General features: G+C 60.7%; 20 protein-coding genes and 1 pseudogene. 19 read left to right on the top strand and 2 right to left on the bottom strand.

All coding sequences use genetic code 11. From position 1 onward, the window contains the following. Positions 1-59: 59 nt before the first annotated feature. Positions 60-630 (top strand): annotated as a pseudogene (locus MOV76_RS11820) (helix-turn-helix domain-containing protein). Between the two features lie 16 nt (positions 631-646). Here the strand turns inward: MOV76_RS11820 and MOV76_RS11810 are convergent. Further along, a complete protein-coding gene (locus MOV76_RS11810; protein ID WP_247264574.1) occupies positions 647-1792 on the bottom strand; it encodes a helix-turn-helix domain-containing protein in 1146 nt (381 codons plus the stop codon). 354 nt (positions 1793-2146) lie between these two features. Between MOV76_RS11810 and MOV76_RS11805 the strand changes: the two genes are divergently transcribed. From MOV76_RS11805 to MOV76_RS11740, 14 genes are all read left to right on the top strand, one after another. Beyond that, positions 2147-3193 carry a UDP-glucuronic acid decarboxylase family protein gene (locus MOV76_RS11805; protein ID WP_131647128.1) on the top strand — a complete coding sequence of 349 codons (1047 nt, stop codon included), beginning with the start codon at positions 2147-2149 and terminating at the stop codon, positions 3191-3193. Continuing rightward, complete coding sequence (gene galE, locus MOV76_RS11800) at positions 3193-4179, top strand: UDP-glucose 4-epimerase GalE (protein WP_247264572.1); 987 nt, start codon at positions 3193-3195, stop codon at positions 4177-4179. Before MOV76_RS11805 ends, galE begins: the two co-directional genes overlap by 1 nt. Then, complete coding sequence (locus tag MOV76_RS11795) at positions 4176-6083, top strand: glycosyltransferase family 2 protein (protein WP_247264571.1); 1908 nt, start codon at positions 4176-4178, stop codon at positions 6081-6083. The genes galE and MOV76_RS11795 overlap by 4 nt, the downstream gene beginning before the upstream one ends. A gap of 19 nt (positions 6084-6102) precedes the next feature. After that, entirely contained in the window at positions 6103-7041 is a 939-nt protein-coding gene (locus MOV76_RS11790; RefSeq protein WP_247264573.1) for a glycoside hydrolase family 26 protein, read from the top strand. 18 nt (positions 7042-7059) lie between these two features. Further along, on the top strand, positions 7060-7566 hold the full coding sequence (locus MOV76_RS11785; RefSeq protein WP_018247062.1) for a DUF995 domain-containing protein: 507 nt from the start codon (positions 7060-7062) through the stop codon (positions 7564-7566). Positions 7567-7980: 414 nt separating this feature from the next. Continuing rightward, positions 7981-8991, top strand: a complete 1011-nt coding sequence (locus MOV76_RS11780; protein ID WP_018448913.1) for a LacI family DNA-binding transcriptional regulator — start codon at positions 7981-7983, stop codon at positions 8989-8991. A 40-nt stretch (positions 8992-9031) separates the two neighbouring features. Beyond that, positions 9032-10324, top strand: a complete 1293-nt coding sequence (locus MOV76_RS11775; RefSeq protein WP_018448914.1) for a sugar ABC transporter substrate-binding protein — start codon at positions 9032-9034, stop codon at positions 10322-10324. A 72-nt stretch (positions 10325-10396) separates the two neighbouring features. Continuing rightward, the gene (locus MOV76_RS11770) at positions 10397-11329 is read left to right on the top strand and encodes a carbohydrate ABC transporter permease (protein ID WP_018247059.1); all 933 of its coding nucleotides are present in this window, start codon (positions 10397-10399) and stop codon (positions 11327-11329) included. Further along, positions 11322-12215 carry a carbohydrate ABC transporter permease gene (locus tag MOV76_RS11765; protein WP_018247058.1) on the top strand — a complete coding sequence of 298 codons (894 nt, stop codon included), beginning with the start codon at positions 11322-11324 and terminating at the stop codon, positions 12213-12215. The genes MOV76_RS11770 and MOV76_RS11765 overlap by 8 nt, the downstream gene beginning before the upstream one ends. A 2-nt stretch (positions 12216-12217) precedes the next feature. After that, positions 12218-13918: a glycoside hydrolase family 32 protein gene (locus tag MOV76_RS11760; RefSeq protein ID WP_247264570.1), complete on the top strand. Its 1701-nt coding sequence runs from the start codon at positions 12218-12220 to the stop codon at positions 13916-13918. A gap of 13 nt (positions 13919-13931) precedes the next feature. Further along, positions 13932-14978, top strand: a complete 1047-nt coding sequence (locus tag MOV76_RS11755; RefSeq protein ID WP_130654117.1) for an ABC transporter ATP-binding protein — start codon at positions 13932-13934, stop codon at positions 14976-14978. Positions 14979-15492: 514 nt separating this feature from the next. Beyond that, entirely contained in the window at positions 15493-16503 is a 1011-nt protein-coding gene (locus MOV76_RS11750; protein WP_247264569.1) for a DUF4105 domain-containing protein, read from the top strand. A gap of 452 nt (positions 16504-16955) precedes the next feature. Further along, a complete protein-coding gene (locus tag MOV76_RS11745; RefSeq protein ID WP_018247053.1) occupies positions 16956-17189 on the top strand; it encodes an AbrB/MazE/SpoVT family DNA-binding domain-containing protein in 234 nt (77 codons plus the stop codon). Then, positions 17186-17590 carry a type II toxin-antitoxin system VapC family toxin gene (locus MOV76_RS11740; RefSeq protein ID WP_018247052.1) on the top strand — a complete coding sequence of 135 codons (405 nt, stop codon included), beginning with the start codon at positions 17186-17188 and terminating at the stop codon, positions 17588-17590. The genes MOV76_RS11745 and MOV76_RS11740 overlap by 4 nt, the downstream gene beginning before the upstream one ends. 163 nt (positions 17591-17753) lie before the next feature. On the opposite strand, the gene MOV76_RS11735 is transcribed toward MOV76_RS11740, so the two are convergent. Then, positions 17754-18749 carry a LacI family DNA-binding transcriptional regulator gene (locus MOV76_RS11735; RefSeq protein ID WP_130719528.1) on the bottom strand — a complete coding sequence of 332 codons (996 nt, stop codon included), beginning with the start codon at positions 18747-18749 and terminating at the stop codon, positions 17754-17756. Positions 18750-18924: 175 nt separating this feature from the next. On the opposite strand from MOV76_RS11735, the gene MOV76_RS11730 reads away from it, so the two are divergent. The 4 genes from MOV76_RS11730 (at position 18925) to MOV76_RS11715 (ending at position 22801) form a co-directional block, all read left to right on the top strand. After that, complete coding sequence (locus MOV76_RS11730) at positions 18925-19872, top strand: sugar ABC transporter substrate-binding protein (RefSeq protein ID WP_247264568.1); 948 nt, start codon at positions 18925-18927, stop codon at positions 19870-19872. Between the two features lie 124 nt (positions 19873-19996). Next, positions 19997-21118: an ABC transporter permease gene (locus MOV76_RS11725; protein ID WP_247264567.1), complete on the top strand. Its 1122-nt coding sequence runs from the start codon at positions 19997-19999 to the stop codon at positions 21116-21118. Between the two features lie 2 nt (positions 21119-21120). Beyond that, complete coding sequence (locus MOV76_RS11720; RefSeq protein WP_018247048.1) at positions 21121-21915, top strand: ATP-binding cassette domain-containing protein; 795 nt, start codon at positions 21121-21123, stop codon at positions 21913-21915. An 82-nt stretch (positions 21916-21997) separates the two neighbouring features. Continuing rightward, the gene (locus tag MOV76_RS11715) at positions 21998-22801 is read left to right on the top strand and encodes a TIM barrel protein (RefSeq protein ID WP_247264566.1); all 804 of its coding nucleotides are present in this window, start codon (positions 21998-22000) and stop codon (positions 22799-22801) included. Positions 22802-22814: the final 13 nt, after the last annotated feature.

Genomic DNA, 22814 nt, shown 5'->3' with positions numbered 1-22814 from the left:
CAGCGTATCGGCATGCTCGACCATGGGGAGGCGGCGCTTCGTCATAAAGGAAGTGAATCATGATTCACAAAAAACAGGAATCCCTTCTGCCACCAGATCTGCTCCAGTTACTCCTGTGGCCGATTCCGGACGCCGGGATCGCGCTGGTGCGTCTCGACGGGCGCATCGCCCATTCGCCGGTCGGTGTGGGCTGGATCGAACGATCCCACTTCATTGACGCCTGCACCTGGTTGTGGCTCGGCGGCGAACTCGTCCACCTCGAGGACCTTGTCCTCCACGACGCCCCGCGATGTGGCCGTCCCATTCCCTTCGATCAGCGCGGGCATCGCGATCGCGAAACCCGGCTGCTGGCCATTGCCCAGGGGCTGAATGCGGCTGCCGAAATCGGACTGAAGGAGCATGACCGGCTGGCGCCGACGCGACTGGTGATTGAACGGAAGCTGGATGGGAGGCCGACGTCGTCAAAGCTGCCGGAGCGGGTCATGGCAAAACCGCTTGTCTCGGCAGGCGTGGTCGAAAAAGCGCTCGGGGTGACGCCGCCAGGCGGCGCGGCGGATTGTGGGGGAGCTCGGCTTGCGGGAGATGACGGGGAGGGGGAGGTTTCGGGCTCAGCTGAGAAACGGTCCTTAGCAAGCGGCATGCCGAATCAACCCGTCAGGGCCAGCCAATCACCGATCGTTTTTCCGTAGCGCCGCGTGGAGCTGATGGCCGGAGCCGGCCGCTGTTGGGTTGCCACTGTCCTTCGGATTTCACGCGGGCTCAGCCCGAATTCGTGGATGAAGGCGCGCGTAAAATTGGCGGCGACCTCGAAACCGGCGGCTTCTGCGATTTCTGAAATCGGCCTGTAGTCGGCCGAATTGCTGAGATCCGCATAGGCCTGCAGCAATCGCCGCTTGCGAATATAATTGAGCACGCCTCCGCTCGCCTCAAACAGCTGGTAAAGCCGCGTACGCGAAATTCCCAACGCGCGGCATATCATGTCCGGTGTCAACTTTTCCGAATGGAGATTGACGTGAATGTAGCGGTGCGCCCGCTCCATCAGTCCCATGTTGGTCTGGTTTTGACCGGTATCAGTTTTTGCGGACGATGCGGCGGCCGCAACGACCATATCGCCGATGGTTTGGATGATCCGGGGCACTTCCTCTATCGTCAGATTGCCGAGGTTCGTTTCGAGGCCCGTGAGATAGCCCGAGAGCAACTCGGCGTGGCTGCCCGAGAGAACCGTGTTGCCGGCGCTCTGGAGAAGGCTCGCATCGCGCGCCAGCAGCTCATACGGCAGGAACACGAGCAAAGCTTCGGTATCTGTCATCCGTCCGCGATAGGGGCTGCCGAGAGACATGAACAATATCTCGCCGGCACCGGTCTCGGTGACACGACGGTTGACCTCGGTCCAGGCCTGGCCGCTGCGGTGCAGGCCGACGTTCCAATGGTCGATGGGGCTCGATCGAAGCATGGCCTGATCGCGGATATATCTGTGGGCCTGCGCGCGCTGCTGGACGATGAGGATATTGCCGAGATGCCAGCCGATCTGCTCCGCGAGGAACCCGTCTTCCGGTGATTTTCCCTCCGGCAAATGAACATCCACGAGCGGCGCCATATGTGCCCGCCAGGCCTGGAATTGTTCTGCCGGTGGCAGGTCCTGCGTCGAGAATCGCAGTGGCACGAGTGCGGGGGAGGCATGGGGTGGTCGTTCCTTGCGCATGGCCGGTTCACGTGCCCAGCGCCGCCGCTCCATCTGCGCCGGCCGCAGTTCCGCGGCAGGATCATCGTCGGATTCAGACCCTGTAGCCATTAATTCCTCCAGCGCATAACCCGACCCAAGCCATGGAAATTCAGAAAAGCAATTGTTTTTGCGGCTGAAATCCCCGGAGAACTCTGTCCGAAAAAGCGGAAGTGCCCGACGAGCCACCTCCATAAGTTGTTTATCATATTCCTTTCCGCTCAGAAATGTACGGAGCGATAATTTTCAGGATGTGGGGATAACGACAATTGCCTCCCTTGGCTGTATCTAAATAAACATCGGTTCTTTCCAAAAGAAAAACCGGAATAATAAAGCATTCGCCTGATAGAACGACTTAGTTTCGCACAATGCCGAAGTAAATATAGAAAATTCCACAGAAAAAGCTGAAAAACACGGGGGATAGTCATGAACTACCTTGGTAAGATTCGTGCGCGCTCTGCGCAAGCTTCGTCTCATGACGCAAGTTATTCATCCGGAAAATCTCGTGCGCCCAAGAGAGTTCTTGTCACCGGCGGTGCAGGTTTCCTCGGATCACATCTGTGCGAGACGCTTTTGGCCGCCGGACACCAGGTGATCTGCCTCGACAACTTTTCCACCGGCATGCGGCGCAATATCGCCCATCTGAGGGGCGTCGATCGCTTCAATGTCGTCGCCCACGATATCGTCCAGCCACTCGATCTGGAAGTCGACGAGATCTATAACCTCGCCTGCCCGGCATCGCCCCCGCATTATCAGGCCGATCCGGTCCATACGACGAAGACCTGCGTGCTGGGCTCCCTCAACCTTCTGGAGCTGGCCGCGCGCACCGGCGCACGCATCCTCCAGGCATCCACCTCCGAAGTCTACGGCGACCCGAACGTCCATCCGCAAGTCGAAAGCTACTGGGGCAACGTCAATTCGTTCGGGCCGCGCTCCTGCTATGACGAGGGTAAGCGGTGCGCCGAGACGCTGTTCTTCGACTTCCACAACACGCACGGCGTCGAGATCAAGATCATCCGCATCTTCAACACCTACGGCCCGCGGATGCGTCCGGACGACGGCCGCGTCGTCTCGAATTTCATCGTTCAGGCCCTGACGGGGCAAGACATCACGATATATGGCGACGGTTCGCAGACCCGCTCGTTCTGTTTCGTCGATGATCTCATCGGCGGCATGGTCCGCATGATGGCCTCGCCGTCGTCGCTGACGGGGCCCGTCAATCTCGGCAATCCGGGCGAATTCACGATCCGGGAGCTGGCCGAGCAGGTGATCGGATTGACCGGCTCCCGGTCGCAAATCATCCATCGCCCTCTGCCGGTTGACGACCCTCGTCAGCGTCGCCCGGATATTTCGCTTGCCATGCAGGAACTCGACTGGCGGCCGAAGATCGACTTGTCGAGCGGCCTGCGTCAGACGATCGACTATTTCGATGGCCTTCTCACCCGTCCAGCACGCGAGCTGGAGGCCGTCTGATGGATGCGCCCCGGGTCCTTGTCACGGGCGGTGCCGGCTATATCGGCAGCCACACCGCCAAGCTCCTCCGCTCGGAGGGGATTGAGCCTGTCGTCTACGACAATCTTACGACCGGAAACCGGTCGTCCGTGCGCTGGGGCCCTTTCGTCGAAGGTGACGTCCTCGACTCGCCATGCCTGATCGAGGCCATCGAGAAATATGCGCCCGATGCCGTCATCCACTTTGCCGCCTCGGCCTACGTGGGCGAGTCCGTGCAGAACCCGGCGAAATATTACAACAACAATGTCTGCGGTGCATTGTCGCTTATCGATGCCTGCCGGCAGACGGGGCTTCAGAACCTCATCTTCTCATCGAGTTGTGCCGTCTACGGCGTTTCCTCCGTGCTGCCGATCGATGAGACGTTGCCGAAGGCTCCGATCAATCCCTACGGCAGGACCAAGCTGATGGGCGAGAATATGCTCGCCGACTATTCGGCGGCCTTCGGCCTGCGTTATGTTGCCCTGCGTTACTTCAATGCCTGTGGAGCCGATCCGGACGGCGAGCTTGGCGAATGGCACGTTCCGGAAACCCATCTCATTCCGCGGGCGCTGCTGGCCGCGGCCGGCCGGATTCCGCACCTGGAGATATTCGGCGATGACTACGACACCCCTGACGGGACCTGCATAAGGGACTATATTCACGTCGCAGATCTCGCGCGCGCCCATGTTCAGGCTTTTACCCATCTCGCCAAAGGCGGAGCAAACCTCGCTGTCAACCTCGGCACCGGGCGGGGTTTTTCCATCAGGGAAGTGCTGCGCGTAATCGAGGAAACGACCGGCTGCGAAGTCCCGGTCGTCATCCATCCGCGCCGGCCGGGCGATCCGCCCAGCCTCTATGCCGACGCCAGCCTGGCCCGCGAGACACTCTGCTTCCAGCCTCGATATTCCGACCTCGAAACCATCGTGCGGACGGCGGCTCCGTTCTTCGGACTGGAGGTGCGCGCGTGACCGAACTTGCGATCAACCAAGCGACGCATGCTCCGGAACCCTCCCAGGAGCCGTTTCTTGTCCCGGTTCTGACCGGATATCGGCGGGCCGAATATTTGTTCTTGGCCGCCGTATGGGCCTGCGCCTTCGCCTATTTCTGGATTTGGTGGCTGGAGCCGCACCATCACGTCGATGCTTTCGGCACAATTACGGTGAGCCTCGTTCTTGCCTGGGTTACCGCTCTGCCGGCCTATTTCATCGTCGTCTTCTATCGGGCGGCAAGACCGAACGGTCCCTTGCGCCTGCCGGCGGGCAGCCGAGTGGCCATGGTCGTGACCAAGGCGCCGGCGGAACCCTTCTCGGTCGTCAGTGAAACCCTGCTGGCAATGCTTGCCCAGGAGGTGGAACACGACACCTGGCTTGCCGACGAAGACCCTTCCCCCGAGACTCTCGACTGGTGCTCCGGGCACGGGGTCTTCGTCTCGACCCGCAAGGGGCGATCCGATTACCATCGGACGTCGTGGCCCCGACGCACGCGGTGCAAGGAAGGCAACCTCGCCTTCTTTTACGACCACTACGGCTACAGCCGCTACGATTTCGTGGCGCAACTCGATGCGGATCATGTTCCCGCGCCCGACTATCTCTTCCACATGCTGCGTCCGTTCGCCGATCCAAACGTCGGCTATGTCTCGGCCCCCAGCATTTGCGACAAGAACGCTTCCGAAAGCTGGTCGGCACGTGGAAGGCTCTATGCCGAGGCCAGCATGCATGGCTCGCTCCAAGCCGGTTACAATGGCGGCCTGGCGCCGCTGTGCATAGGGTCGCATTACGCGGTACGTACCGTCGCCCTGAAACAGATCGGCGGCCTCGGTCCGGAGTTGGCTGAAGACCACTCGACGACAATGATGATGAATGCCGGCGGCTGGCGGGGTGTGCATGCGCTGGATGCCATCGCCCATGGTGACGGCCCCAGAACCTTCAGCGATCTCGTGACGCAGGAATTCCAGTGGTCGCGCAGCCTGGTCATGGTGCTGTTGCGGTACTCGCCGAGCCTCGTCGGCCGGCTGCCGCCCCGGCTCAAGTTCCAGTTCCTCTTTTCGCAACTCTGGTATCCGCTTTTTGCGTTCTTCATGTTGCTCATGTTTGCGATGCCGATCATCGCGCTTCTGCGCGGCCAGAACTTCGTGACGGTGACCTATCTCGATTTCCTCACGCATTTCGCGCCGCTTTCTATCGCTCTCGTGGTGATGGCTTATCGCTGGCGCGCCAGCAGTTCGTTCCGCCCCTACGACGCCAAGATCCTAAGCTGGGAATGCATGCTCTTTCTCTTCGCGCGCTGGCCCTGGGCGCTCGCCGGTACGCTGGCTGCGGTGCACGATTTTCTCACGGGCTCCTTCGTCGATTTCCGCGTCACCCCGAAAGGGCGGTCCGAAGTCGATCTGCTGCCGGCGCGTGTCCTGGCGCCCTACGCTGTGCTGGCGCTGATGGCGGTATTGCCCGCCCTGGCGATCGGCCATGCCGGCGCCTCCAAGGGGGGCTACTTCTTTACCGTCCTGAACGCGACAATCTACTGCGTGCTGCTTCTGGTCATCGTTGGGCGCCATTCGAAGGAAAATACGATTGCGGCGGCCCCGCGTTTCTACCGTCCGGCGATGGCGACCGTGCTTCTTGCGCTCGTCGCGCTGCCGGGGGTTGCAACCATGATGCGCGGAAAGGATGCGGCCGAGGCACTCGCCTGGGGCAGTGGCCGCCTTCAGCTGTTCGAAGAGCGCTACGCCGCCTCCGGTGCAGGCCGGGGCGGGACCGCCCTGCGCACGATCTTCTTCAAACCACGATGGATTTCCGATCCGGAAGAGATCCAACTGACACCGGATGCCGCTCACCCGGATTTGCGGCCGAGCCTGGAGGAAGTACACAATGTCTAGCCCATCCAAAATAGCCCTGTTGTCGTTAACCGGCCTGTTGCTGTCGGGAGTCGCGGTCCTGCCGACCGCTCTGGGCAGCTTTGCCGAAGGGCAGCCGCTTGCGATGACGACATCGTCCATCGCGCCGCCGACCAAAATGCCGGTCGTCACGAAGGAGTCGCTCACGTTCGGCGCCTATGATCCGCACGGAGATTTAACCGCGTCGCCCGATTCGAAGATCGAACACCTCTTCCTGCCCTGGGAAGACGTCGATCTGCGCACGCTCGCCCTGGCCGACGATTATGCGCAAGCGCGTGGCCGCACCTTGCTGATCTCGGTCGAGCCCTGGACCTGGTCATCCGATTGGCGCCAAACCTCGCAGGAACTGCTGCACAGCATCCTGGACGGTTCGCGCGATGCGAACATGGCCGCCGTCTGCTCGACTGCCGCCAAGCTGAAAAGTCCGGTCATCATTCGCTGGGGACAGGAAATGGACGAAACCGACAGCCAGTTCTCCTGGTCGCATTGGCAGGGCGCCGATTATGCCAAGGCCTATCGGCGGATGGTGGAGGTCTGCAAGGTCCACCTGAAGACGGCCAAATACATGTGGTCACCGAAGGGTAATGAGGGGCTTCAAGCCTTTTATCCCGGCAACGATGTCGTCGATCTCATCGGGCTCTCGGTCTTTGGCCTGCAGCAATACGACAGGGACAAGACTGGCAAGGACCAGACGTTTGCAGCGCACCTTGCGCCCGGATACGCCCGTGTCGCTGGTTACGGCAAGCCCATCATGGTTGCCGAACTCGGCTACGAAGGCGACGATTCATACGTGCGAAACTGGGCTGAGAGCATAACGAAACGCTATCCCCAGTTCCCGGCCCTGAGCGCCGTTATCTACTTCAACGACCGTGAAGTCTATCCGTGGCCGGACGGCTATGGCCGCCCCGACTGGCGGGTCGTCCGCGAAAGCATCAATTGAACAAGAGGGAAGCTGAACATGTCCATGCTTCAAAAAATGCTCCTGGCCGTGGCCCTCAGCGGTATCGCCACGGCCGCGTCCGCTGCCGGAACCAATGAGCCTGCGGGGATCGAGACCGCAAAGCCGATGAGCAGTGCGGAAATCTATCAGCTCTACAACCAGAATTCCTGGATGTGGAAAGCCGGTGCCGGCTACTTCTCCACAAAGGCGCGCCGCTTTACCGCCTGGTCGCGGGAAAACGGCTCGCCGTCTTTCGGCATGGGCCGCTGGTTCATCACGGAGTCGGGTAAACTCTGCTTCAACGCCGACTGGCACGCCAAGACCGGAACGGCGACGGCAATCACCTGCTTCAGCCACCGGAAGAAGGGCGGCCTGATCTATCAGAAACGCGAACCGGACGGTCAATGGTACGTTTTCAAGAGCAGACGGGCACAAGCCACCGACGAATTCGCAAAGCTTCGCCACGGCGACTACGTGAGCTCTCAATTGGGGAGGATTGAGGCGAGCGTCAGTAAGGCCAAGTAAAGGCGAAGCAGGGGGGTTGCGCGCGGCCGAGGCGCCATCTGTGTCCTTGTAGGAGCCGATGCCTGCGCGCAACCCTTTTCATAAAAGATCGCTTCAAAGACATACAGGCAGTCCGGGCAGCGATCGTCTCATCGTGGTCCAACGGACAAACTGAGGGGCAAATCACCAAGCTCAAGCTGGTAAAGCGCCAGATGTACGGGCGCGGAAAACTTGATCTTCTTCAAGCCCGACTGATCGGCGCGACATGAGTCAATTGCACCCAATCTGCGTCAGAGCCAAGATTGCACGCCGGTAAGGGGTCAGTTTTGTGCGCCGATTGACAGATAGGTGTTCGGAACACCGAGCAGTGCACGTAAAAGCCACTTGACAAAACGCGTCCGCTGCCACTATTGGGTAATCGATCACCCAAGGAGGATGGTGAAGATCGTGGCAGTATCGCTTTCTGACATCGCGGAACGTGCGGGCGTCTCGGTAAAGACGGTTTCCGGCGCATTGCACGGCGGCTCCGCCCGCATGTCCGACGATACGCGCCAGAAGATCAAGGCCATTGCGGAAGAACTCGGCTATGTGACCAACCTTGCGGCGCGTGGCGTGCGTCAGGGCTGGCTGCCGCTGGTCGGCGTCGTCTCCGACGGCCTCATCACTTCGCCCTTCGCCACCGAGATCGTACGTGGCCTCGACGGGGCGGCCCGTAGCGCCGGCATGGCGGTCTTTGCGGTCAACCACAGAAGCGGCCAGTCTATCGGCTCGGTGCTGGACGAGGTGCAGCAGTTCCGGCCGCGCGCCGTTGCTTATGCCGCAATGTACCACAAGCATGTCGCCCTGCCGGACAGGTTGGCGGGCGCCGTCGGCGTCATGATCAACTGCCGCGAGGCTGCCGGCCGCGTTACCGCGCTGGTGCCGGACGAAGAGGGCGGCGCACGGGAGATCGTGCGTTATCTCCTCGTCGCCGGCCGCCGGCGCATCGCCTTCATCAACCTGCCGGGCATTCTCGCCGGCACGCTACGCGAGATGGGGTTTCGTGCGGCGCTTGAGGAGGGGGGCATCGACCCCGCCGGCGTGTTGCCGGCGGTGCGCCGCAGCGTCTACAGCGACCGCGCGCCAAGCCTTGTTGCCTCTCATGTGGAGGCGCTTCTGAAATCCGGTCAACGGCCGGACGCCATCCTGTGCGGCAATGACCGCGTGGCGATGGAAGTCTATGCGGCGCTTGCCCGCGCCGGCCTTCGCATTCCGGATGATATCGCGGTGGCAAGCTTCGACAACCAGGTCGAGCTTGCCTCGCGGCTGGACCCGCCGTTGACGACGATGGCCCTGCCGCACCGCGCCATGGGCCGCCTTGCCATGGAGATCCTCCTGGCCGAGCAGCCCGAACCGCCGCATCTGCGGAAACTGCCGTTCCATCTGGTCGAACGGGCATCCGTCTGAACATCGAATAGTGTCTAACAGGAGGAGAATATCAATGAGAATGGGTAATCGTTTACTTTGCGGTCTCTTCGCGTCCGCCGCGCTGGTTGCAACCGCGAGTCTTGCCGAGGCGAAGACCGTCATCCACGTTATGCACCAGGGCGATCCCGGCTGGGTGAAGGCCTATGGCGACGTTGCCACCCGCTTCGAGGCCGCCAATCCCGATGTCGATATCGAGATGATCTACGCGCCGCACGATGCCTATAACGAAAAGTTCAGCGCCGCCGTCATGGCCAAGCAGCTGCCCGATATCATGGAACTCGATGCTCCGTTCCTCGCCAATTACGTCTGGTCCGGCTATCTGCAGCCGGTCAAGCCGCTCATTGACAAGGACCTGCTCGATGACATGACGGATTCGAATATCGCCCAGGGCACCTATCCGATCGATAAGGACCTCTATGCGATCGGCCTCACCGACTCCTCGGTCGTGCTCTACGGCAACAAGAAATATCTTGAAGCCATTGGCGCCCGCATTCCGAAATCGGTCGACGATGCCTGGACCCGCGAGGAATTCGAAGGCTATCTTGAAAAGCTTTCCAAGCTCGAAGGCGTGAAGTGGCCGATCGACACCTTCCGAGGTTACGGCATCAAGACCGAGTGGATCACCTATGCCTACGGCCCCCTGCTCGAAAGCGCCGGCTGCGACCTGATCGACCGCAAGACTTGGAAGGCCAGCGGCACGCTCGATGGCGAGGCCTGCGTCAAGGCGCTGACGATGATGCAGGACTGGGTGAAGAAGGGCTGGGTCGTACCGACTTCGTCAGGCACCAACCAGTTCTACGCCGAGGGACAGCCGGCCGCGCTCGCCATGGGCGGCCACTGGTTCTACGCGGAGGCATCGGCAGCGATGAAGGACAATATCGTCGTCATGCCGCTGCCGAAGATCGGCGACAAGGGCGTGAGCCCGAACGGAACCTGGATCTGGGGCATTTCCGCGACCTCGGAAAACCCTGAGATCGCCGGCAAGTTCCTGAGCTTCCTGCTGAAGGACAAGGCGTACCGGGAATACGCCAAGACCCAGTCCGCCTATCCGGGCCTGAAGAGCTTCGCGGCCGAATCTCCGCTCTATGCGGAAGGCGGTCCGCTCGCCATCGCCTTTGAGCAGGCTTCCAAGACCGCGATCGCCCGTCCGCCGCACCCGGCCTATCCGACGATCACCTCGGCCTTCATGCAAGCCGTCGACAAGATCTTCAACGGTGGTGACGCGCAGGAAGCGCTGACGGCCGCTGCCAAGAAGATCGACGAGGATATCGAGGACAACGCCGGCTACCCGCCCTTCGACGAGCAGCAGTAAGGGGTTTTGACGGGGCCGGTTCTCCGGCCGGCCCTGGACTATCTCGGGAGGATGACCGATGAGGAGGAAACAATGACTTTGCAACAGACCTCCACGCCCGCTTTGCGGCGTCCGGCGAAACGCCGCGACAAGCAGCGGCTCTGGCAGGAAATGGCGATGATCGCGCCTGCCTTTCTGCTTCTGGCGATATTCCTGATCACGCCGTTCCTCTTGTCCTTCTGGACGGCGATGACCAACCAGCCGCTCGTGCCGCGCCCGACGCCGGTGCGCTTTGTCGGCCTCCTGAATTTCGAGCGCGTCTTCACCGATCCGCTGTTCTGGACCTCGCTGTGGAACGTTACGCGTTTCACCTTCTGGGTGCTGCCAGTGCAGTGCGGCCTCGCCTTCCTGACCGCGCTGCTCTTGCACCAGAAGCTGCCGATGCAAAACCTGCTGCGCGGCCTGTTCTTCCTGCCGGCGATCACCTCCATGGTGGTGGTCTGCGTCATCTGGGGCACGCTGTTCCAGTATCCGAGCGGCCCGCTCAACCAGATCGTCGGTTTCCTTTCCGGCGGCACGATCCAGCCGATCGACTGGCTCGGCGACCCCAACTGGGCGATGTTCTCCATCGTGTTGCTTTCAGCCTGGCAGGCCTATGGCTTTCAGATGATCATCTATCTCGCCGGCCTGCAGGGCATTCCCGAAGAACTATACGATGCCGCCCGCATCGACGGGGCAAGCGCGCTGCGCCGCTTCTGGCACGTCACCATGCCCGGCCTTCGCCCGACGCATGTCTTCGTGCTGGTCATCACTACCATCCAGGCCTTCAAGCTCTATACGCAGGTGGCGATCCTCACCCAGGGCGGCCCGAAGGAAAGCACCGAAACCGTTGTCCACTACATGGTGCGCGCCGGCTTCGAGGAGCAGAAACTCGGCTACGCATCGGCCGTTTCCGTCATCCTCTTCGTCATCGTTCTTCTGATCGCGCTCCTGCAACGCAAACTCCTGAGGCGCTTCGATGTCTGATATCGCTTTGAGCCAGCCCGCCCCGCTGGCAATCGCAAGGGGCAACGGCAAGAGAAGCCTGCGCGTCGTGCAGAGCCTCTGCATCCTGGTCATCGCGCTGGTGATGATCTCGCCGCTGTTCATGCTGCTGATCGCCAGCCTGAAGGACGACCGTTTCCGCATCCTCGCCGACATGGGCAGCTTCCGCGCCTTCTGGGTCAGCGACCCGACGCTGTCGAACTACAAGGAGATCGCCCATTTCTCCGGCGAGCTGGCCTATGGCCGATATCTCTTCAATTCGCTGGTGATCCTCGTCGCCACAGTCGTCTCGGGTCTGATCATCAATTCCATGGCGGGCTTCGTTCTGGCCTGGGGCTCGCTGCGCGGCAAGGCGGCGCTCTTGGCGCTGGTCGTCGCCCTCTATGTCATCCCGCAGGAAAGCATCATCATGCCGCTCGTCGTCATGATGTCGCGGGCGGGGCTGACGGATACCTTCGCGGTGCAGATCCTGCCCTGGGTGGCAAGCCCGCTCTATGTCTTCCTCTTCTACCAGTTCTTCGCGCAGCTGCCGAAGGAACTCTATGAAGCGGCGGAAATGGATGGTGCATCGGTCTTCCGCATCTACCGGTCAATCTACATGCCGCTCAGCCTGCCGGCGCTCGCCACGGTCTCGATCCTCATGGGCATCGAAAGCTGGAACCAGTATCTCTGGCCGACGCTGGTCACCCAGACCGACTATGCTCGGCCGATTGCCGTCGCCATCGCCACCTTCTTCGGACAGGACAGCATCTATTGGGACCGCGCCATGGCCGCCTCGGTGCTGATGATGATCCCCGTCCTCATTCTCTATCTGGCTTTCCAGCGCTGGTTCGTCAGTTCATTCGTCGGCTCCGCGGTGAAAGGTTGATCATGACTCTGCAGGCAAAATCCGAAACGTCAGCACCTGAAACCATCGAAGCGGAGCTGCCCGAAGGCACGGTGCTGCATCTCTGGCTGAAGGCGCGCCATGCCGGCGGCGAGGCGAAGCTCTTCGTCGCTGTTGATGGCAACGACATCGGCGAGCCCTCGACCCGCCGCACGGGGGAATTTGAGTTCTTCGCTGTGACGCTCGCGAAGGGCGGTCGTGCCACGCTGTCCTATGATGCGACAACCACAGCGCTCTCCGTCGCTTATGCCTTCCGGCCGGAAATAGTGATGAAGGAGGGCATCCGCGTCTTGCACAGCGATGCCCGCACCGCCGCCCCCAACGTGCCCGACAGCTACCACTTCCGCCCGCCCTTCGGCTGGATGAACGATCCGAACGGTTTTGGACGGTTCGGCGGAAACGCTCACCTCTTCTACCAGCATTATCCTCATGAGCCGCGCTGGAACACTATGCACTGGGGCCATGCCGTCTCGAAGGATTTCGTCCGCTGGACGCATCTGCCCATGTTCCTCTTCCCGGCGGCACATCTATCGGAAAAGGATGATGGCCGCGGCGGCGCCTTCTCCGGCTCGGCGATCCCCGGCGCCGGCCCAGAAGGCGAGGAAATCCGCGTCTTCTACACCGAGCATGTGCGTGATCGGCAACCGGAAGAGCAAATCCAGCTTTCCGCCGTCAGCCGCGACGGCATCGTCGCCGGCCCGTCGAAAACCGTGATGCCGCTGCGCCCGGAAGGCTTGAACCTCACCACCGATTTCCGCGACCCCTATGTCTTCAAAGGCCCGGACGGCCGCTGGAAGATGCTGCTCGGCAGCCGCGACAGGCAGGGCGGCGTCGTACTGCTCTATGAAACCGCCGACGCGCAAGGCGCCGATGGCTGGACCTTCCTCGGCATCATCCATCGCGAGGACGGTTTCGGCATGACGGCGGCGGAATGCCCCTGCATGGTGGCGCTTTCCGGCAAAAACGCAGAAACCCGCTGGGCGCTGATCTTCGGTCTGCTCACCAGCCGCGACCCGGCCACCGGCCGCCGCAACCTCACCTCCGTCACCGTCGGCGGTTTCGATGGCCGCACCTTCACGGCGGAATTCGAGCAGGAGTTGGATTTCGGTTCGGATGCCTATGCCTTCCAGGCCTTCGTTGATGGCGGCGAGCCGGTCGGCATCGCCTGGCTCGCCAACTGGTCGGATTTTTCCAAGAAGGACGATTTCCCGACGACTATGACCCTGCCGCGCCGCGTGCTTCTCGACGGTGACACCGTGCTGACCCCGCCGGTCGCAGCCGTCGAAAGCCTGCGCCATCAGTTGCTGGACGACACCGCGCTTGCCGCCGGCAAGACCGTGCCGCTCGGCACCGGCGCCGTCGAGATCGTACTTGATCTCACCGAGCCGGGCGCCGCCTTCGATCTCACCTTCGATCATCCGGATGTCGATCTAGGCGTGAAACTCGATGCCGATGGTCTGGCGATTGTCTTCGACGCGCGCACCGGCAAGACGCCGCCACGTTACCTCGCCGCCGGCGCGAAACCGTCGAGCCTGCGCATCTTCCTCGATGCCGGCTCCATCGAGGTCTTCGCTGACAACGGCCGCTGGACGGGGTCCAAACGCATTCCGGGCTTTGCCGCCGCACGTTCGGCAACGCTCACCGGCGCCGTCGCCGAGGCCGGCGTCTGGCAATTGAAACTGTGAGGGAGGACAGACAATGGCATCGGTAGCAATCGACCGGGTTCTGAAGCAATACGGCGCGGCCTCCATTATCCACGGGGTTTCCGCGGATATCGAGGACGGTGAGTTCGTCACGCTCGTCGGGCCGTCCGGCTGCGGGAAGTCCACGCTTCTGCGCATGCTGGCGGGGCTGGAGGATATCAGTGGCGGTGAAATCCGCATCGACGGCCGCGTCGTCAACGACGTCGCGCCGAAGGAGCGCGATATCGCCATGGTGTTCCAGTCCTACGCGCTCTATCCGCACATGACGGTGCGCGAAAATATGGGCTTTGCCTTGAAGCTGCAGGGGCGCGATAAGGCGACAATCGATAAGCTGGTGAGCGAAGCCGCCGGCATTCTCGCACTTGAACCCCTGCTGGAGCGCCTGCCGAAACAGCTTTCCGGCGGCCAGCGCCAGCGCGTCGCCATGGGCCGCGCCATCGTACGCCATCCGAAAGTGTTCCTCTTTGACGAGCCGCTGTCCAACCTCGACGCCAAGCTGCGGGTGACCATGCGCAGCGAGATCAAGGAGCTGCATCAGCGCCTTGGCACGACCATCGTTTACGTCACCCATGACCAGATCGAGGCGATGACCATGGCAGACAAGATCGTCGTCATGCGCGCTGGCCGCATCGAGCAGATCGGCAAGCCGCTTGATCTCTACGACCGCCCAGATAACACCTTCGTCGCCGCCTTCATCGGCTCGCCGTCGATGAACCTCTTCGAGGGTGGCGTCAGCGACGGCGGCTTCCGTATCGAAGGCGGTGTTTCCCTGCCGCTTCCGCCGCAATTGAGCCAAAGCGCGGCGCGCATCTACGGCATCCGCCCGGAAGATCTCGACATTGCGGAGACGGGCATTCCGGCCACCGTGCTGACTGTCGAGCCGACCGGTGCGGAGACCCATCTTTCGGTGCGTATCGGCACGCAGACGGCAACGATCGTACTTCACCGGCGGCTGGATTTAAAACCCGACCAGCAAATCCACCTCGCGCCCAAATCCGAGAAAATCCACCTCTTCTCCGCCGAAGGCAATCGGATAGACTGATCCCCGGCGCCTCCCGCCGAGCCGCGTCCGTCATTTGACGGGCGTGGTTCGGTTCCGGTGCCATCCAGCCTTGCGACGTCTTGGTTTGGGTGTTCGGCCCTTCAACTGATCGAATTGGCCAATTGCGCGGCGATCTGTTGCCACGGCAAGGCCAGTCGCGAGCTCGAGGCATACTGCTTTCGCCTCCGCCTTCATTGACTGCCCCTCATTCGTCACCCCAAGGATCACCTGGCGCTCATCTTCCGGATCACGCTTGCGGACGACGCGACCCGCAGAGTCAAGACGGATAGCTGCGAGAATTCGTCGTGTTGGGGGCCTTCCCCTTCGTCCTTTGACGCTCTCGAGGGAGAGGAATGATTTCGCGGAGGAATATCTTCACGCCAGCGGAATTCAAGCATACCGAAATGGAAGATCCGGCGGCCTGTCGCTTCGCATAGGTTCTGGGCTTCGAGTCCGGAAACCGATAGGGTCCAATGATCAGGACGGACGCTTCAAACTCGTTTGGAAAAGCAAAATGGTTCGACCGGTCCGTGCGATCGTCATTGCAGTGCTCGTGTTGATTGTCGCCTTTGCATCGGCCTGGACGTCGCTCGCGCTTTGGTACCGCTTGCCGGTGCCCGAGGTCGGCAGGCTAGCCAGCGCCATCTTGTTCGGGCTTTTTGGCGCCTCCGTCGTCGTGGCGCTCTTTGGCAGGAGACGCCTTCGTGCGGTCCTCGCGTTTGCGGCCGCGTTCGTCCTGGTTCTCGTCTGGTGGAGCACGATCGAACCGCAGGCAAATGGGGTGTGGGCTCCGGACGTCGCACGTCAGGTCACCGGCGAATTCGACGGTGATCTGTTGACACTGACCAATGTCCGCGATTTCGAGTGGCGCAGCACCACCGACTTCACGGAACGATGGACGACGCGCAGTTTCGACCTGAACAAGCTGAAGAGCGTCGACATGTTCATGTCCTACTGGTCAGGTCCGGCTATCGCGCATGTCATCATGAGCTTCGGCTTCGACGACGGCCGCTATCTGGCGTGGTCTATCGAAGTGCGTCGCGTTTCGGGAGGTTCGTTCTCACCGCTGGCGGACCTTTTCAAAAGCAGTCCTCTGGTCATCCTCGCCGCAGACGAAAGGGATGTGATCGGCCTCCGCTCCAATTTTCGCGGTGAGGACGTCCAGATCTACCGCCTGAGGGCGTCGCCGGCGGCTGCGAGGCTTCTTCTGCGCGAGTACGTCTCCGACGCAAGCGCGCTTGCGGCCACGCCCGCTTTCTACAATTCGCTGACGACCAACTGCACGACGACCATCATCAAGATGATGCGTGTCGCAGGCGACGCCGTGCCGACGGACTGGCGCCTCATCGTCAACGGATACCTGCCGGAATACGCCTATGACCGTGGCGCGCTGGACACCTCGGTTTCCTTGTCGCAACTGCGGTCGGCCGCGCACATCGCTGCAAGGGCGCACGACGACGGTCTTTCGCCGAATTTCTCGCAGGCCATTCGCGTCGGCGTACCGTCGCCGCAGGGCGCGTTGTGACCTCCGCCGAAGCGTTGAGCAAGCAAAACGGCTAGGGCAGCAACATAATGCCTCCGGAGATTTTGACTAAGATAGGCGCCGCTTTCCGGGCTCAGCGCCATAAGCGTACCTTTTCGCACAGCATAGCCGGTGGTGGTTTGCCTTTCGTAGAAGTGCGGCGGGTGGCTTATAAGCCCTAGGCACCAAACATGGTTCGCGAGGCAACCTGAGGGTGCCGCAGCTTCCCGTGGGAAATGCGCCGCCGCGTTCCCAGCCTCGTCAGGAAAGTCGACGAGCGGCAAGGACAATGCCAACGCCCTCGACCAAATCGCGCCGTTTGTTGAGCACACATTGGCCTAGTCGGCGGCTTGGCAATCTCTCCGTATGCGACGATAAGAAGGTTCACACGGCGATGTTGAAATCGAAACCGGATAGTAATACCTAATACCAAAGCGGTATTACGAGGTTTCGGCATGACGACGACAGTCACAGCAAAAGGGCAGGTCACCATCCCTAAAGCGGTTCGAGAATTGCTCGGGATTGTTCCCGGAAGCGAGGTCGATTTTCATCGGACCGCAGATGGCAGTGTGGTACTGACGAGAGCTGACAGGAAGCAGCCCACCAGCCGCTTTCAAAAGCTTCGGGGACACGCCGGAGAGGGGCTCAATACCGACGCGATCATGGCGCTCACCCGTGGTGACGTGTGACGCTCATCGACACGAATGTCCTGCTCGATCTCGTGACCAATGACGGAACTTGGGCTGACTGGTCGATTGAGCAGCTCGAAGCGGCCAATCTCGCCGGCCCGCTGCTGATCAACGATGTCGTTTATGCCGAACTTGCGGTCCGCTATGAGCGCATCGAGGAACTGGACGCGTTCATCGACGAGGCGGGACTGGTCGTCGCGCCGTTTCCGCGGGCGGCGCTGTTTCTTGCCGGAAAGGCCTTCACGCGGTATCGCCGGGCCGGTGGCTCTCGGACGGGTGTCTTGCCGGATTTCTTCATCGGCGCGCATGCTGCGGTTCAGCAGTTTCCGCTGTTAACGCGAGACGTTGGTCGGTACCGGTCATACTTCCCAACTGTCGCGTTGATCTCGCCGGCTCAGTGATTTCACCGTGGGGGAGGGGCAAGATCGCAGCCTTGGCACCTTGGCCAGCCCTTGAATTTTCAAGAACGGGGTCGATGGTTCGAATATCATCAAGGCGATCATCTAGAACGCCATTCGATGATGGTCAGAAGCGCGAGTGCTCATTGGACGATCCTTGGGACATTCATGCCGATGACCTCGCCACAAGCCGCCCCCGCATGACAACCAGTTCGGCATCGCGCTTGCCCGTTATCATTGCGACCATGGCGTTGATCATCTCGTCGGTGGGCTGTTCGTAGCTGGTCAGTTCGTAGGCCGGAGCCCCGCCGAGTTCGATGTTGTCGAAGCCGACGACTGCCAAGTCTTGCGGAACTTTAAGACCGAATTCGCTCCGGGCGACATCCATCGCTCCCAGCGCCAATATGTCATTTTCACACATCAATACATCGATGCGCGACGCGGGCGAAGTTGCACTCAAATAACTACGTGCCGCTTCGGCACCGGCCTGAGCGCTGTATCTTTCCGCGGCCAATTCTGTGACGCCTTCGACACCTTTCCGTCGCCAGAAATTTGCATAGTGATGGCGCCTGCCCAGCGCCGTCGACAGGGTTCTCGCCCCCGTCATAAAGCCGGGACGGCGATAGCCCTTGTCGAAGAGGTAATCGACGATCTCGCTGAGAGCGAGTTCTGCATCGCAGGCAATCGCGGGAACGCCGGGGATTTGGCTGTCTCTCGCAAGAACGAACATCGGCGGGAAACCTGGGCCGAGCCGTCGATCACCCAGTGTTTCCTCGCGAAAAGCGGTCCCGAATAGGATAACGGCATCGAATTGTCGTTGGTCGGCGTTGATCAACGCGTGAACGTGATCGAAATGGCGGTTGATGTTGATCAATACGGTCAACAGACCCTCCGCCTGCAGGCGCTCGGTCAACATCTCCAGAACCGGAAGCTTGTGCGGATTGGCGAAGTCGTCGACGAAGACGGCCACCTGGTGGGTGGTGTTCGTCGCAAGACTGCGGGCAAGCAGGTTAGGCGAATAGTTCAGAACCTCGGCCGCCTGAAGCACTTTTTGTCTGCTTGCGTCCGTAATCGACGCACCGGGCGTGAACGCACGAATGACGGTCCATTTCGACACGCCGGCGGCTTCCGCCACCTCTTTCGCCGTCGCCCGTTTGCGCATGGCCGTCTCCTCCTGATTGGAATGAATATTCCACAAAAAAATAAAAATGGAATGGATGCTTGATTTTTGTCGACAATAAAGTAGTTTTATCGAGCTTGCTACCGGGTGCAAGTGGAGTTGCAACCGGTAGCATTGGGAGAGTTCGCGTATTGCGGACTGTTTTTGGGAGGGTAAAATGAAATTCGGTTTGAAATCGCTTCTCGCGAGCGCGGCCGTTGCTGGTTCGCTCATGTGCTCTTCGGCAATCGCCAATGCCGCTGACATTCGCATCGTCGCCGTCACCCACGGCCAGGCCAATGATCCTTTCTGGTCCGTCGTCAAGAACGGGGTCAACGCAGCGGCGAAGGACATGGGTATTAGCGTCGATTATCGCGCTCCGGAAACTTTCGACATGGTGTCGATGGGGCAGCTCATCGATGCTGCCGTCAATCAGAAGCCCGACGGGCTCATCGTCTCCATTCCAGACGCCTCGGCACTCGGTCCATCCATCAAGAAGGCCGTCGCCGCCGGTATCCCGGTTATTTCCATCAATTCCGGTTCCGACGTTTCAAAGGAGCTGGGAGCGCTGCTGCATGTCGGCCAGGACGAATATACCGCCGGCAAAGCCGCCGGTGGGAAACTGCATGAGCTGGGCGGCAAGGAAGGCCTGTGCGTGAACCAGGAGGTCGGCAATGTTTCGCTCGATCTGCGCTGCAAGGGCTTTGCCGACGGCTTCGGCGGCAAGGTCACGGTTCTACCGGTCAGCAACGATCCGGCTGATGTCCGTGCGAAGGTCAAGGCGGCGCTGAGTTCCAATACGGGTGTCGATACTGTCATGGCGCTTGGTGCCGGCACGGCCGGCGAGCCTTCGCTCGCGGCCGTCGAGGATGTCGGAATGACCGGCAAGATCAAGGTGGCGACATTCGATCTTTCAGCTGATTTCCTGAAGGCCGTGGCCGACGGTAAGGCAGCCTTCGCGATCGATCAGCAGCAGTTCCTGCAGGGCTATCTGCCGGTCGTATTCTTGGCCAACTATGCCAAATACGGGCTTATCCCCGGGGGTAATGTTCCATCCGGCCCGAACCTTATCACCAAGGAAAAGGCCGCCCAAGTCGTGGACCTTTCCGCCAAGGGCATTCGCTGACTGGAATTGCCGAAAGGCATTCTCCCAGAATCTCCTCCCCTTGATGGGGGAGGAGGTTTGGCTGACTGACCGCGCTGCCGAACAGCGCCAACGCTACCCTAAATTATGATCCGTGGGAGGAGTTATGGCTTCGCTTGAGCAGAGAACGGCGGCTGCGCCGAAGGCCGATGAGCGCGTCAAACAAGTAAGTGTTCTGACGCATATGATGCGGCGGCCTGAGCTTGGTGCCGTGGCGGGCCTTGTTCTCGTCATCGTCTTTTTCTTTCTCACCGCTGACCGTACCATGTTCTCGCTTTCCGGCCTGATGACCATCATGGCGCCGGCGTCGCAATTAGGAATCCTTGCCATTGCAGCAGCGCTTCTGATGATAGGCGGCGAGTTCGATCTTTCGATCGGCTCGATGGTGGCCTTTGCGGGATTGATCTTCGGCGTCATCCTCACGACTTTCGGCCAGCCGCTTTCGGTTGCCATCGTCATGACGATGCTCTTCGCCGCGTTCATGGGGGCGATCAATGGGCAGATCGTCATTCACACGCGCCTTCCGTCGTTCATCGTGACCCTGGCATTCCTCTTCATTCTCCGTGGCCTCACGCTCGTCGGCCTGAAATGGGCGACCGGCGGCTCGACACAGCTTCGCGGCATCGGCGACCGTGTGAAGGACAGTCCGCTGCTCGGGCTCTTTTCCGGCGATGCGCTGAAGAGCGTATTCCTCTGGCTCGCAGATCACGATCTGATCGACAAATTTCCGAACGGCATGCCGAAGGTCACAGGTATCCCCGTGTCGGTCTTGTGGTTCGTCGCACTTGCCCTGGCTGCAACCTGGGTGCTCCTGCGCACCCGCATGGGCAACTGGATCTTCGCAGCCGGTGGCGATCCGAATGCAGCGAGAAACTCAGGCGTCCCTGTCCATAGGGTGAAGACCGGCCTGTTCGCCTTGACGGCATGCGCGGCCGCACTGGTCGCCATCATTACCGTGCTCGATGCTGGCTCGACCGACGCCCGACGCGGCTTTCAGAAAGAGTTCGAGGCGATTATCGCCGCCGTCATTGGCGGATGCCTGCTGACAGGCGGCTATGGTTCGGCGATCGGCGCTTTCTTCGGCGCGATCATCTTCGGCTCGGTTTCCATTGGCCTGACCTATACCAAGTTCGACTCGGACTGGTTTCAGGTCTTCCTCGGCTCGATGCTGCTGCTGGCTGTCCTCTTCAACAATTTCATCCGCCGCAAGGTTACCGGGGAGCGCTGATCATGTCTGATGTCAATAGTCGAACGCCGATTATCGAAGTAACTGATATCGTCAAGCACTACGGCTCCGTGATCGCTCTCAACGGTGTCTCAATGCAAGTGTCGGCCGGAGAGGTGCTTTGTCTGCTCGGAGACAATGGCGCTGGCAAGTCCACCTTGATCAAGACGCTGTCCGGTGTCGTCCGCCCAAGTGGCGGTGCCTTCCTGGTCGAAGGCAAGCCGGTCAATTTCCGCAGTCCGCGCGATGCGCTCGATGCAGGGATTGCGACCGTGTATCAGGACCTTGCCATGATCCCGCTGATGTCGATCACCCGTAATTTCTTCATGGGGCGGGAGCCTCGCAAGGGCTTCTTCCCTTTCCGTCACCTCGACCTTACGCATTGCAACGATGTAACGCGGGAAGAGATGCGTAAGATCGGCATCGATATCCGCGATCCCAATCAGGCAGTGGGCACTCTGTCTGGCGGCGAACGCCAATGCGTTGCGATTGCGCGTGCGGTCTACTTCGGCGCCAAGATCCTCATTCTCGATGAGCCGACTTCGGCGCTCGGCGTGGCGCAAACCTCGATGGTGCTGAAATACATCCACCAAGTTCGACAGAGCGGATTGGGCGTCATTTTCATCACCCATAATGTCCGCCATGCCTATGCGGTGGCGGACCGCTTCACCATCCTCAATCGGGGCCAGACGCTTGGCACCTATGCCAAGGCGGATATCGCGATGGATGCGCTGCAGAACCTCATGGCCGGCGGCAAAGAGCTGCAGCAATTGTCCGAAGAGCTCGGCGGTACGATCTAGCCGGCTTGATTCGAGGCGGCGACCGATCGGCTTTGAAACTCGTCGTCGCTTTTCACTCAATCATTAATCATGGAATACGGTCATGAACGACGGCTCGTCGAATGCCTCATCCCCCTTCACGCTCGCGGTCTGCGCCGAGATGGTCTTCAAGTCGCTTCCTGTCGTCGACAGGCTGAAGCGTATCACTGAACTTGGCTTTCACGTCGAGATCTGGGATTGGAAGAAACATGACATCGCCGCCCTCGCAAGATCAGGAGCGGTCTTCTCGTCGATGACGGGCTATGTAACCGGCACGCTAGCGGATGACGATGGTGCGGACGAATTGCTGCGAACCGCGAAGCAATCGATCCCGATTGCTAGGGAGCTCAATTGCCCGCGTCTCAACCTGCATGGGACCGGTCTCGACGGACAGGGCCTGCCGGTGGTTAAGGCCGAGAAGGTGACGGGCGCCATGTGGCTCAAGGCGCGTGAGACGCTTAACCGCATCGCCGATCTCGGCGAGAAAGAGGGCGTCACCTTCGTGCTCGAAAACCTCAATGAAGCAGTCGATCACCCCAAGACACCGTTTGCCAAGGCCGAAGATACGCTTGCGCTCGTTTCGTCGGTAAGCCGACCGTCGCTGAAGCTCAATCTCGACCTCTATCACGCCCAGATCGGCGAAGGAAACCTGATCGAACTGTGCCGGCGCGCGCTGCCTTATATCGGTGAAATACAGGTGGCGGATGTTCCCGGCCGCATGGAGCCGGGCACCGGAGAGATCAACTACAAGGCAATCGCTCGTGCGCTCAAGGCTATGGGTTATCGCGGCACGATCGGCATGGAGGCCTGGGCCTCCGGCGATGATGAGACGGCGCTTGCCCGTTTCCGCGACGCCTTCACGGTTTGAAGATTTCGATAGT

It is taken from the genome of Rhizobium sp. PRIMUS64, from assembly GCF_023006465.1.
Classification (GTDB): Bacteria; Pseudomonadota; Alphaproteobacteria; order Rhizobiales; family Rhizobiaceae; genus Rhizobium; species Rhizobium leguminosarum.
Note: the sequence above shows the minus strand (reverse complement) of the source record. Positions and strands in the feature narration are given on the sequence as shown.

Coding starts and splice junctions, on each gene's coding strand:
- MOV76_RS11810 (WP_247264574.1), bottom strand. CDS start 1,792: ATGGCTACAGGGTCTGAATCCGACGATGATCCTGCCGCGGAACTGCGG.
- MOV76_RS11805 (WP_131647128.1), top strand. CDS start 2,147: ATGAACTACCTTGGTAAGATTCGTGCGCGCTCTGCGCAAGCTTCGTCT.
- galE (WP_247264572.1), top strand. CDS start 3,193: ATGGATGCGCCCCGGGTCCTTGTCACGGGCGGTGCCGGCTATATCGGC.
- MOV76_RS11785 (WP_018247062.1), top strand. CDS start 7,060: ATGTCCATGCTTCAAAAAATGCTCCTGGCCGTGGCCCTCAGCGGTATC.
- MOV76_RS11780 (WP_018448913.1), top strand. CDS start 7,981: ATGGTGAAGATCGTGGCAGTATCGCTTTCTGACATCGCGGAACGTGCG.
- MOV76_RS11775 (WP_018448914.1), top strand. CDS start 9,032: ATGGGTAATCGTTTACTTTGCGGTCTCTTCGCGTCCGCCGCGCTGGTT.
- MOV76_RS11770 (WP_018247059.1), top strand. CDS start 10,397: ATGACTTTGCAACAGACCTCCACGCCCGCTTTGCGGCGTCCGGCGAAA.
- MOV76_RS11765 (WP_018247058.1), top strand. CDS start 11,322: ATGTCTGATATCGCTTTGAGCCAGCCCGCCCCGCTGGCAATCGCAAGG.
- MOV76_RS11760 (WP_247264570.1), top strand. CDS start 12,218: ATGACTCTGCAGGCAAAATCCGAAACGTCAGCACCTGAAACCATCGAA.
- MOV76_RS11755 (WP_130654117.1), top strand. CDS start 13,932: ATGGCATCGGTAGCAATCGACCGGGTTCTGAAGCAATACGGCGCGGCC.
- MOV76_RS11750 (WP_247264569.1), top strand. CDS start 15,493: ATGGTTCGACCGGTCCGTGCGATCGTCATTGCAGTGCTCGTGTTGATT.
- MOV76_RS11745 (WP_018247053.1), top strand. CDS start 16,956: ATGACGACGACAGTCACAGCAAAAGGGCAGGTCACCATCCCTAAAGCG.
- MOV76_RS11735 (WP_130719528.1), bottom strand. CDS start 18,749: ATGCGCAAACGGGCGACGGCGAAAGAGGTGGCGGAAGCCGCCGGCGTG.
- MOV76_RS11730 (WP_247264568.1), top strand. CDS start 18,925: ATGAAATTCGGTTTGAAATCGCTTCTCGCGAGCGCGGCCGTTGCTGGT.
- MOV76_RS11725 (WP_247264567.1), top strand. CDS start 19,997: ATGGCTTCGCTTGAGCAGAGAACGGCGGCTGCGCCGAAGGCCGATGAG.
- MOV76_RS11720 (WP_018247048.1), top strand. CDS start 21,121: ATGTCTGATGTCAATAGTCGAACGCCGATTATCGAAGTAACTGATATC.
- MOV76_RS11715 (WP_247264566.1), top strand. CDS start 21,998: ATGAACGACGGCTCGTCGAATGCCTCATCCCCCTTCACGCTCGCGGTC.